We start from the raw sequence: 10,841 nt of genomic DNA on the forward strand, positions 1-10,841 counted from the left end.
ACTGGCAGGCCGCTGTCACGCCGCTGTCACCGGGGCCCGGCCGTGGTCGGGCCCCGGTGACGGGGGCGTCAGTGGAAGGTGTGCTCCGGCGCGGGGAAGTCGCCGCCGCGGACGTCCTCGGCGAACGCGCGGGCGGCGTCGCCGAGGACGGCCCGCAGGTTGGCGTACTGCTTGACGAACTTGGGCACCCGGCCCGCGGTCATGCCGGCGAAGTCCGTCCAGACCAGCACCTGGGCGTCGCAGTCCACCCCGGCGCCGATGCCGACGGTGGGGATGGCGAGCTGCTCGGTGACCTGCCTGGCCAGCTCGGCGGGCACGGCCTCCAGGACGACCGCGAAGGCGCCGGCCTGCTGCACCGCCTTGGCGTCCCGCAGCAGCTGGTGCGCGGCCTCGTCACCGCGGCCCTGGACGGGGTAGCCGCCCAGCGCGTGGACGGACTGCGGGGTGAGCCCGATGTGCGCCATGACCGGGATGCCGGCCTCGACCAGCAGCTCGATCGAGCGGGCGCTGCGCTCGCCGCCCTCCAGCTTGACCGCGCCGACCCCGGCGTCCTTCATCAGCCGGACCGCGTTGTGCATCGCCTGGGCCGGGGACTCCTGGTAGGAGCCGAACGGCAGGTCGGCGACGATCATGGCCCGCTTGGTGCCCCGGACGACCGCGGCGGCCAGCATGACCATCTGATCCATGGTCACCGGCACGGTGGTCTCGTAGCCGAGGTGGCAGTTGCCGGCGGAGTCGCCGACCAGCAGGACGGGCGTGCCGGCCTCGTCGAAGACGCCGGCGGTGAGGGCGTCGTAGGCGGTCAGCATCGACCACTTCTCGCCGCGCTGCTTGGCGGCGGCGAGGTCGCGGACGGTGACGCGGCGGGTGGTGACCCCACCGTAGAGGGTGGCGGTCGCCGCCTGGTTCTGGGTCGACGCCTGGTTCTGGGCAGGCGAAGGCGAAGAAGCGTTCATCGAACAGGCTCCTGAAGGGTTGTCGTCTCGTGGCGCCGTGCGGCGTCCCCGGATCACCTCCATGCTTGCACGGCCCGGCGCGGGCGCAAAAGTGGCGGGGTGGGTGGTGTGCGAGATCGGCCACCGGGGTCTTTGCCACGGTTTTACGAAACGGAGTCGTCTCGTATCGATAGTGCCGCTACGCTGACGGCGGGGGGTTTACGAGACGACTGCGGCTCGAAACAACTGCGGCTCGAAACAACTGCGGCTCGAAATGCTGCGGCTCGGCATGCCCGCCAGTGACACGCCGGACCACGGACGGGAAGAATCCATGACCACCGCCGCCGCACCACCCCGGGTGCCGGAAGCCATCCACCGCCGCCGCTGGGCGATCCTGGGCACCCTGGTGCTCGCCCTGCTCGTCGTCGTCCTCGACAACTCGATCCTCAACGTGGCGATGAAGACCATCGCCTCCCCGGCGCCCACCGGCATCGGCGCCAGCCAGAGCGACCTGGAATGGTCGATCAACTCCTACACCCTGGTCTTCGCCGGGCTGCTGTTCACCGCGGGCCTGCTCGGCGACCGGTTCGGCCGCAAGCGGGCCCTGCTGGCCGGCATGGTCGTCTTCGGCCTCGCCTCGCTGCTCTCCGCCCTGGCCGCCACGCCGGGCGAGCTCATCGGCTACCGGGCGCTGATGGGCGTCGGTGCCGCCCTGGCGATGCCGGCCACGCTCGCCATCATCATGAACGTCTTCGAGCGCGCCGAGCAGCCCAAGGCGATCGGCATCTGGGCTGGCGCGGTCGGCCTGGCCATCGCGATCGGCCCGATCACCGGCGGCCTGCTGATCGAGCACTTCTGGTGGGGCTCGGTCTTCCTGGTCAACGTGCCGATCGTGATCGTCTCGGTGATCGCGATGGTGCTGCTGGTCCCCGAGTCCAAGGACCCGAACCCGGGCCGGCTCGACCCGGTCGGCGTGCTGCTCTCCATCATCGGCCTGGTGGCGCTGATCTACGGCATCATCAAGGGCGGCGAACTGGCCGACTTCACCGCCGCCGCGGCCTGGGTCCCGGTGCTGATCGGCGTGGTGGCGCTGACCGCCTTCGTGCTCTTCGAGCGCCGCACCGCGCACCCCGCGCTGGACGTCGGCTGGTTCCGCAACAAGGTGTTCAGCGCCTCGGTGGTCGTGATCGGCGTGGTCTTCTTCGCGCTGATGGGCGTCTCCTTCTTCGGCGTCTTCTACACCCAGAGCGTGCGCGGCTACAGCGCGCTGGAGGCCGGTGCGCTGATGCTGCCGCTGGCGATCGCCCAGCTCGTCTTCGCCCCGCGCGCCCGGCTGGTGGTCGACCGCTTCGGCGTCCGCGCCACCTGCGCCGTCGGCATGGTGCTCATCGCGGTCGGCTTCCTCGGCTACCTGCTGCTGGAGGCCACCACCCCGATCTGGGTGCTGGTCGTGCTCGGTCTGCTGATGGGCACCGGCATGGCGCACGTCATGCCGCCGATCACCGTGTCGATCATGGGCTCGCTGCCGCGCGAGAAGGCCGGCGCCGGCTCGGCGGTCAACAACACCTTCCGCCAGGTCGGCGGCTCGCTCGGGGTCGCGGTGCTCGGCGCGGTGCTCTCCACCGTCTACCGCGACGGCGTCTCCGACACCCTGTCCCACCTGCCCACCCCGGAGCTGCGGGAGAAGGCCGGCGAGTCGCTGGAGGCCACCCTGGCCATCGCCGCGCGACTCGGCGACCGGGGCCGGGAGCTGGTCGGTCCGGCCAACGAGTCCTTCATCCACGCGATGCACGTGGTGGCCGGGCTCTCCGCGGGCATCACCGCGGTCGGCGCCCTGCTCGCCCTCCTGCTGCTGCCCGGCCGGGTGCCGGCGGGCGGCCCGGGCGGCCCGGGTGCTCCGGGCGGTCCGAGTGGCGCGGCGGCGGACGCGGCGGGGCACGCCGGCTCCGGCGAGAAGGTCGGCAGGACGGCGGCCGCGGACGCCTGACGGGCGGTCGGGCTGAGCGAGAATGGGGCCCTGCCGCCGGGAAGCCGCCGGTGACAGGGCCCACGAGCGCGTGCGACCCCCCTCCCCCCTCCGGGCGGGGGGCTCCACAACCGGGAGATGTGAGATGAAGAGCGACCCGCCGGCCGCGCCGCCCTGCGCCGGTCCCCGCCGCGGCAGGCCCCGCAGCGAGGCCGCCGAACAGGCGATCTTCGCCGCCGTCGAGGAACTAATGACGGCCGGCACCAGCCTGGCGGAACTGACCATCGAGGGCATCGCCACCGCCGCCGGCGTCGGCAAGGCCACCATCTACCGGCGCTGGCCCAACAAGGAGGCGCTGCTGATCGACATGGTCAGCCGGCTGGAGGAACCGCTCCCCGAGTCCACCGGCTCGGTCCGCGACGACCTCGTCGCGATGGTCGAGTACATGCGGCAGCGCGGCCTGGCCAAACGCTCCCGCTGGGTGCTCAAGGCGGCCCTCGGCCAGATGCACAGCTGGCCCGAGCTGCACGCCGCCTACCGCGCCCGGGTGATCGCGCCGCGCCGGGAGGCCGCCCGCCGGCTCGTCCGCCGCGGCGTCGCCGGGGGCGAACTGCGCGCCGACGTCGACGAGGAGCTGCTCGGCGACCTGCTGCTCGGCCCGATCCTCGCCCGCAGCGTGCTCTGGGACGACTCCGACCTCGACGACCCGCAGCTCGCCGACCGCATGGTCGACGCCCTCCTCGGCGGCCTCGCGGGCCCCGCCCTGCGGGCCGGGTCGGTCTGACCGGACGGCATCCGCGCAGGTCGGAGGAGGGATCCGGCCCGCCCGCGCAGTGGCCTGGCTCACCAACCGGGCCACGCCGGAACCCCGGTCCACCGGCCCGGCGTCTGTCCCGACATAGGCTGAGCCGGGAATCCGACAAACCGGCACCAGTCCGGCGCGCCCTCCGCCACCCGGCGGCGGCGCACCGCGGACCGGCAGACGGCGCGAACGACGGGAGCCACGGATGGCGCAGGCGGAGCGGGCGGACCGGGTGTCCACGGCGGAGGCCGGCGACCCGGGATCCGGCCGCCGCCCGGCCGGGTTCCTCGGGGTGCGCGGCTGGGGCCGGGACGCCCGGGGGAGCAACACCTGGCGGCGCGGCCTGGCGGTCGCCGTCCTGGCCCTGCTCACCGGCACCCTGCTGGCCTTCCACACCGAGGTACCGAACGGTGTCGGCAACCTCGGCAGCCTGCTGGAGACCTTCCTGCCCTGGCTGGGGCTGGCCGTGCCGCTGCTGCTCGTCCCCGCCCTGCTGCGCCGCTCCGCCACCGCGCTGCTCGCGCTGCTGGTGCCGGTGGTGATCTGGGCCAATATGTTCGGCGGCCTGCTCACCGACAAGAGCGGCGGTACCGGCGACTTCACCGTGGTCAGCCACAACGTGGCCGCCGCCAACACCGACCCGCGCGGCACCGTCGAGATGCTGGAGAAGTCCGGCGCGCAGATCGTCGCGCTCCAGGAGCTGGCCGGCCGGCCGCTGCACGCCTACGAGTCCGGGCTGGCCGGCAGCTACCCGTACCACGCGGTGGAGGGCACCGTCGGGCTCTGGTCCAAGTACCCGATCGGCGACGTCTCGGTGGTGGACATCAAGATGGGCTGGACCAGGGCGTTCCGGGCCGAGGTCACCACCCCGAAGGGCCCCCTCGCGGTGTACGTCGCCCACCTGCCGTCGGTCCGGCTCAAGGCCGAGGGCGGCTTCACGGTCAACCAGCGGGACGCCAGCGCCCAGGCGCTCGGCGACGCCATCGAGGCCGAGCCGATCAAGAAGGTGCTGCTGCTCGGCGACCTCAACGGCACCATGAACGACCGCAGCCTGGCGCCGATCACCTCGCAGATGCGCTCGGCCCAGGGCGCGGCCGGGGACGGCTTCGGCTTCAGCTGGCCGGCGTCCTTCCCGATGGCCCGGATCGACCAGATCATGAGCAGGGGCGGGCTGAAGCCCACCGACTCACGGACCCTGGAGCGGGACGGCAGCGACCACCTCGCGGTGGCCGCCACCTACCGCTACCAGTGAGGCGAACAGGCCAGGAGCGCTTTCTCAGCCCTGGCGCCACCGGTTGGTGATCGGGAGGCGGCGGTCCCGGCCGAAGCCCTTGACCGAGATCTTCGGGCCCGGCGGGTACTGGCGCCGCTTGTACTCGGCGGTGTCGACCAGCCGGACCACCCGGTCCACCACCGCCGGGTCGAAGCCGGCCGCCACGATCGCGTCCCGGCCCTGGTCGCCCTCGACGTACAGGTCGAGGACGGTGTCCAGCAGGTCGTAGTCGGGCAGCGAGTCGGTGTCCTTCTGGTCCGGCCGCAGCTCGGCGGACGGCGGCTTGCTGATGGTGTTCTCGGGGATCGGCGGCACCTCGCCGCGCCGCTCGGCCTCCTCGTTGCGCCAGTGGGCCAGCCGGAAGATCAGCGATTTGTAGACGTCCTTGATCGGGCCGAACGCGCCGACCGAGTCGCCGTACAGGGTCGAGTAGCCGACCGCCAGCTCGCTCTTGTTGCCGGGCGCGAGCACGATGTGCCCCTCCTGGTTGGAGATCGCCATCAGCAGGGTGCCGCGCAGCCGGGACTGCAGGTTCTCCTCGGCCAGGCCGGTCAGCTCGGTGGCCGCCAGGTAGGCGTCGAACATCGGGGCGATCGACACCGTGCGGAAGTCCAGCCCGGTGCGGCGGGCCAGCTCGGCCGCGTCGTCCCGGGAGTGCTGCGAGGAGTAGCGGCTCGGCATCGAGACGCAGTACACGTTCTCGGCGCCGAGCGCGTCCACGGCGATGGCGGCCACCACCGCGGAGTCGATGCCGCCGGAGAGGCCGATCAGCACCGAGCGGAAGCCGTTCTTGCGGACGTACGCCCGGGTGCCGGAGACCAGCGCCGACCAGATCTCGGCCTCGTCGCTCAGCCGCGGCGCGACCTCGGCCCGCGCGGGCGCGGCGGGCGCCCCGGCCGGCTCGCCGCCCAGTTCGGCACGGACCAGGTGGAGGCCGTCGGCGAGCAGCAGCCCGTCGGTGTGGTCGCTGCTGGCCGCCGGCAGGTCGAGGTCCAGCACCATCAGGTGCTCCTCGAACTGCGGCGAGCGGGCCAGCACCTCGCCGTCCGGGGCGACCACGATCGAGTCGCCGTCGAAGACCAGCTCGTCCTGGGCGCCGACCATGTTGACGTACGCGAGCGCGCAGCCCGCCTCGGCGGCCCGGCGGCGGACCAGCTCCAGCCGGGCGTCGTCCTTGTTCCGCTCGTACGGCGAGCCGTTGACCACCAGCAGCAGGCCGGCCTGCGCCTCGCGGGCGGCGGTCACCCGGCCGCCGTCCTGCCAGATGTCCTCGCAGATCGCCAGCGCGACGTCCACCCCGTGCACCCGCAGCACCGGCAGCTGGTCACCGGGGACGAACCAGCGGTACTCGTCGAACACGCCGTAGTTCGGCAGGTGGTGCTTGGCGAACCGGGTGGCCACCTCGCCGCGGAACAGCACCGCGGCGCAGTTCTGCGGGGAGCCGGCCGGCCGGCCGAAGCGCGGTGAGGCCTGCTCGGAGCGGCCGAGGTAGCCGACCACGACGGGCACCTCGCCGAGCCCCTCCGCGGCGAGCCGCCCGGCCAGCTCGACCAGCCCGGTCCGCGACGCCTCGACGAAGGAGCGGCGCAGCGCGAGGTCCTCGACCGGGTAGCCGGTCAGGGCCATCTCGGGGAACGCGACCAGCTGGGCACCGGCCTCGACGGCCTGCCTGGTCCAGTGCACCACCTCATCGCCGTTGCGCGCGATGTCACCGACCCAGGGGTCGGTCTGGCAGAGGGCGAGACGCAGATTGGGCATGCCACCGAGTCTAATCGTCGATCTGACGCAATGTCGTGGTCGGGGTCGCCACTGCCCCCGGCGGCCGTGATCCGCCATGATGGGGTTCAGTCGCTGTCGGGGTGGATTCCGGGCGTAACACGAACGTAAAGAGCAGAGGTGAGACTGTCCCCATGGGCAAGCAGCAGGAGTTCGTGCTTCGGACGCTCGAAGAGCGTGACATCCGGTTCGTCCGGTTGTGGTTCACCGACGTCCTGGGGTTCCTGAAGTCGGTCGCGGTGGCGCCGGCCGAACTGGAGCAGGCATTCGAGGAGGGCATCGGCTTCGACGGCTCGGCGATCGAGGGCTTCGCCCGGGTCTACGAGTCGGACATGATCGCCAAGCCGGACCCGACCACTTTCCAGATCCTGCCGTGGCGCTCGGAGACCCCGGGCACCGCCCGGATGTTCTGCGACATCCTCATGCCGGACGGCTCGCCCTCGTACGCCGATCCGCGGTTCGTGCTGAAGCGCACCCTGGAGAAGGCCTCCTCGCTGGGCTTCACCTTCTACACCCACCCCGAGATCGAGTTCTTCCTGCTGAAGAACCTGCCCGGCGACGGCACCGCGCCGACCCCCGCCGACCAGTCGGGCTACTTCGACCACACCCCGCGCGGGGTGGGCCACGACTTCCGCCGCCAGGCGATCACCATGCTGGAGTCGATGGGCATCTCGGTGGAGTTCTCCCACCACGAGGGCGCCCCCGGCCAGCAGGAGATCGACCTGCGGTACGCGGACGCGCTCTCCACCGCCGACAACATCATGACCTTCCGGCTGGTGATGAAGGAGGTCGCGCTGGAGCAGGGCGTGCACGCCAGCTTCATGCCGAAGCCGTTCTCCGACCACCCGGGCTCGGGCATGCACACCCACCTCTCGCTGTTCGAGGGCGACCGCAACGCCTTCCACGAGTCGGGTGCCGAGTACCAGCTCTCCAAGGTCGGCCGCTCCTTCATCGCGGGCCTGCTGCGCCACGCCGCCGAGACCGCCGCGGTCACCAACCAGTGGGTGAACTCCTACAAGCGGATCTGGGGCGGCTCCCAGCGCACCGCCGGCGCCGGCGGCGAGGCCCCGTCCTACATCTGCTGGGGCCACAACAACCGCTCCGCGCTGATCCGCGTCCCGATGTACAAGCCGGGCAAGCAGGGCTCCACCCGGGTCGAGGTCCGCTCCCTCGACACCGGCTGCAACCCCTACCTCGCCTACGCCGTCACCCTGGCGGCCGGCCTCAAGGGCATCGAGGAGGGCTACGAGCTCCCGCCGGGCGCCGACGACGACGTCTGGGCGCTCAGCGACGCCGAGCGCCGCGCCCTCGGCATCCAGCCGATGCCGCAGAACCTGGGCGAGGCCATCGACCTCATGCAGCGCAGCGAGCTGGTCGCCGAGACCCTCGGCGAGCACGTCTTCGACTTCTTCCTGCGCAACAAGAAGCAGGAGTGGGAGGAGTACCGCTCCGAGGTCACGCCGTTCGAGCTGCGCAAGAACCTCCAGGTGCTGTAGGGGCGTTGCGAGGTCGCCACAGGAGGCTGACGTCGCGTCAAGCATGACCGGGCCCGCTGTCGTTCGAATGGATGACGGCGGGCCCGCCGTTTGGGTTGGCGCGTTCTCCGATGGCGGTATGTGAGGAGATTGTGACGTTGCGTTGTGATCCGATAAGCGTGATCAATCCCCTCCCTCCTGAGAGGACCTCATGCCCTCCTCCACCGTCAGCCGCGCTGCCGCCGTCCGTCTGCTCGCCCGCCGGGCCGGGATCGCGGGCGTCGCCGTCGTCGCCGTCGCCGGACAACTGCTCTCCGCCCCGATCGCGGACGCCCGCGGTTCGGGCCCCAGGGGAACGCAGCACCGGGCCGACACCATCGTCTCGAACCCGCTGCCGTTCACCACGCGCTTCCAGGGTGACTTCCACGGGTCCGTCACGCGGATCAGCAACACCCTGATGACCTGCGACGAGACCCAGCCGCCGGTCGACCCGGCGCAGCCGCCGTGCGTGGACGCCCGGACGGGCGCGGGCAGCCGGCCGATCAACAACAACTACCAGATGAAGTACGTCAACATCGATCCGGGCAGCATCGGCCCGCTCGGTGACGAGATCTACTCGGCCAGCTCGGCCGACCTCGGGCTGCTGGAGGGCTCCAAGGTCAAGTACGCCCGGCTGTACTGGGGCGGCACCCGGGGCATCGGCGACACCGTGCTGCCGGAGAGCCGGATCGACGAGGTCTACCTGAAGGTCCCGGGCGAGAACCAGTACCGCAACATCGCCAACGACCAGCCGTCCATCGGCTACATCACCACCACCGAGGAGAGCAGCTACCAGGCCTCCGCCGACATCACCGACCTGGTCACGGCCGCCGGCAACGGCACCTACACCCTCGCCAACATGGACTCGGTGGTGAAGCCGCACAGCTGGGGCGGCTGGTCGATCGTGGTGGCCTACGAGAACGACTGCAAGCCGCTGCGCCACGTCCACCTGTGGGACGGCTTCCAGGTGGAGCTGCCGGACAGCCCGCCCCGCGAGTTCGACCTCACCGGGCTGACCACCCCGGCCGTCGGGCCGGTCAACGGCAAGCTCGGCTTCGTCGTCTACGACGGCGACCTGAAGTGGACCGGCGACACCCTGGCGATGCAGTCCACCAACGGGCCGCTGGCGCCCTTCACGGACGTCAACCACGCCTCCAACGACGCCTTCAACTCCACCATCGAGGAGCTGACCCCGGCGGACCAGTTCGTCCGCAACCCGTACTTCCGGAACAACTTCGGGTACGACTCCAACCGCTGGGACATCTCGCCGTTCCTGCGCAACGGGGACACCTCCATCAGCATCAAGTTCGACACCGACAAGGACGGCTACGACCTCGGTGTCTTCTACGCCTACGTGAACCTGGACGGCTCGCTGGAGGGCTGATCCCCGGACACCGACCGGCGCCGCTGCCGCACCACCCGCACCGGGGGGTGCGGCAGCGGCGTTCCGCCGTCCCGGCGCGCACCGCGCAGCAGCCGCTCGCAGGGGCGCTCCACCCACCGGTAGAGGGCGCCCGCCAGGGCCAGGGTCGCCGCGGCCAGCAGCAGTTCGACGGCGAGCAGGGCGAGCGTCCCGGTCGGCCGCCCGGCCGTCCGCAGCCAGCAGCGGATGCCGATCTCGTGCACCAGGTACCAGGCGTAGGACCACTCGCCGAGGCGCACCGCCGTCCGTCCGGCGAGCAGCCGGGGCCCGCCGCCCGGCCCCAGGTCGCGCCGGGCGGCGGCGGCCAGCAGGGCGGCGAACAGCGGGGCCGGGACGAGCTGGGCGGCACTGTACGGGCCCCACCACAGGGCGTCCGGGACGGCCGCGTGCCAGGGGACCAGCAGGAGGTGCCAGCCGGCCACCGCCGCCGCGGCCGCGCCGAGCCGCACCCGGGGGAGCAGCCCGTGCCGGACGGCCAGCCCGGTGACCACGCCGAGGACGAACTGCGGGGTGCGGGTCAGCGGCAGGTAGTCCAGCAGCCAGCCGCGCAGGGCCGGGTCGTCCGGCAGCAGCGCGCCCGCCGCCCAGAGCGCCGGGCCGAGCGCGGCGCACAGCGCGGCCAGCGGCAGCCAGCTCCGGCGGCGCGGCGCCAGCAGCCGCAGCAGCGCGGGGAACAGCAGGTAGAACCAGGCCTCGGCGCCCAGCGACCAGGAGGCCGGGTTGCCGCCGAAGACCGTCCCCGGGGCCCAGGTGTGCAGCAGCGGCAGCGACCAGAGCGCGGCCGTCAGCGGGACGGCCAGGCCCAGCGCGGCGTCCGCGCCCAGGGACAGCGTGGTGGTCAGCGCGTGCAGCGGCCAGATCCGGGCGAACCGGCGCCGGGCGAAGGACCGGGCGGGGGCCGGCGAGCCCTCGTACGTCCAGGCGAGGACGAAGCCGGAGAGGACGAAGAAGAAGGTGACGCCCGAGCGCCCGTACCAGGCGAGCGGGCCGAGCAGCGGCAGCTCGCCGACCTTGCGCGACAGGTGGTAGAGCACCACCAGCAGCGCGGCCCAGAAGCGCAGCCCGGTGAGCGAGGGCAGACGGCTGGGCATCGGGCACTCCGGTGACGGTGACAGCGGTGGCGGGCCGGGGCAGGGGTGACGCCGGATGAAC

At 72.3% G+C, this 10,841-nt stretch carries 8 protein-coding genes; 5 read left to right on the plus strand and 3 right to left on the minus strand.

Annotated features, from left to right (window positions below):
- Positions 1-68: 68 nt before the first annotated feature.
- Entirely contained in the window at positions 69-956 is an 888-nt protein-coding gene (panB, locus tag ACFP3U_RS15505) for a 3-methyl-2-oxobutanoate hydroxymethyltransferase (protein ID WP_380226085.1), read from the minus strand.
- A gap of 310 nt (positions 957-1,266) precedes the next feature.
- Here panB and ACFP3U_RS15510 point away from each other — a divergent pair, with 310 nt between their 5' ends.
- The 3 genes from ACFP3U_RS15510 (at position 1,267) to ACFP3U_RS15520 (ending at position 4,955) form a co-directional block, all read left to right on the plus strand.
- Positions 1,267-2,922 (plus strand): MFS transporter, encoded by a 1,656-nt coding sequence (locus ACFP3U_RS15510; RefSeq protein WP_380226086.1) that lies wholly within the window; start codon positions 1,267-1,269, stop codon positions 2,920-2,922.
- Positions 2,923-3,046: 124 nt separating this feature from the next.
- Complete coding sequence (locus ACFP3U_RS15515; RefSeq protein ID WP_380226087.1) at positions 3,047-3,685, plus strand: TetR/AcrR family transcriptional regulator; 639 nt, start codon at positions 3,047-3,049, stop codon at positions 3,683-3,685.
- 223 nt (positions 3,686-3,908) lie between these two features.
- A complete protein-coding gene (locus ACFP3U_RS15520) occupies positions 3,909-4,955 on the plus strand; it encodes an endonuclease/exonuclease/phosphatase family protein (protein WP_380226088.1) in 1,047 nt (348 codons plus the stop codon).
- 24 nt (positions 4,956-4,979) lie between these two features.
- Here the strand turns inward: ACFP3U_RS15520 and ACFP3U_RS15525 are convergent, their stop codons facing one another.
- Positions 4,980-6,734, minus strand: a complete 1,755-nt coding sequence (locus tag ACFP3U_RS15525; RefSeq protein WP_380226089.1) for an NAD+ synthase — start codon at positions 6,732-6,734, stop codon at positions 4,980-4,982.
- A 152-nt stretch (positions 6,735-6,886) separates the two neighbouring features.
- Here ACFP3U_RS15525 and glnA point away from each other — a divergent pair, with 152 nt between their 5' ends.
- Together glnA and ACFP3U_RS15535 are read left to right on the plus strand one after the other, a co-directional pair.
- Positions 6,887-8,248: a type I glutamate--ammonia ligase gene (glnA, locus tag ACFP3U_RS15530; protein ID WP_380226090.1), complete on the plus strand. Its 1,362-nt coding sequence runs from the start codon at positions 6,887-6,889 to the stop codon at positions 8,246-8,248.
- A 190-nt stretch (positions 8,249-8,438) separates the two neighbouring features.
- On the plus strand, positions 8,439-9,650 hold the full coding sequence (locus ACFP3U_RS15535) for a hypothetical protein (RefSeq protein ID WP_380226091.1): 1,212 nt from the start codon (positions 8,439-8,441) through the stop codon (positions 9,648-9,650).
- On the opposite strand, the gene ACFP3U_RS15540 is transcribed toward ACFP3U_RS15535, so the two are convergent.
- Positions 9,617-10,780, minus strand: coding sequence for an acyltransferase family protein (locus tag ACFP3U_RS15540; protein WP_380226092.1), 1,164 nt, complete (start codon positions 10,778-10,780; stop codon positions 9,617-9,619). The two genes, ACFP3U_RS15535 and ACFP3U_RS15540, sit on opposite strands and share 34 nt — an antisense overlap.
- Between the last annotated feature and the right edge of the window lie 61 nt (positions 10,781-10,841).

The sequence above is a fragment of the Kitasatospora misakiensis genome, assembly GCF_042656005.1.
Classification (GTDB): Bacteria; Actinomycetota; Actinomycetes; order Streptomycetales; family Streptomycetaceae; genus Kitasatospora; species Kitasatospora misakiensis.

Coding starts and splice junctions, on each gene's coding strand:
- panB (WP_380226085.1), bottom strand. CDS start 956: ATGAACGCTTCTTCGCCTTCGCCTGCCCAGAACCAGGCGTCGACCCAG.
- ACFP3U_RS15510 (WP_380226086.1), top strand. CDS start 1,267: ATGACCACCGCCGCCGCACCACCCCGGGTGCCGGAAGCCATCCACCGC.
- ACFP3U_RS15515 (WP_380226087.1), top strand. CDS start 3,047: ATGAAGAGCGACCCGCCGGCCGCGCCGCCCTGCGCCGGTCCCCGCCGC.
- ACFP3U_RS15520 (WP_380226088.1), top strand. CDS start 3,909: ATGGCGCAGGCGGAGCGGGCGGACCGGGTGTCCACGGCGGAGGCCGGC.
- ACFP3U_RS15525 (WP_380226089.1), bottom strand. CDS start 6,734: ATGCCCAATCTGCGTCTCGCCCTCTGCCAGACCGACCCCTGGGTCGGT.
- glnA (WP_380226090.1), top strand. CDS start 6,887: ATGGGCAAGCAGCAGGAGTTCGTGCTTCGGACGCTCGAAGAGCGTGAC.
- ACFP3U_RS15535 (WP_380226091.1), top strand. CDS start 8,439: ATGCCCTCCTCCACCGTCAGCCGCGCTGCCGCCGTCCGTCTGCTCGCC.
- ACFP3U_RS15540 (WP_380226092.1), bottom strand. CDS start 10,780: ATGCCCAGCCGTCTGCCCTCGCTCACCGGGCTGCGCTTCTGGGCCGCG.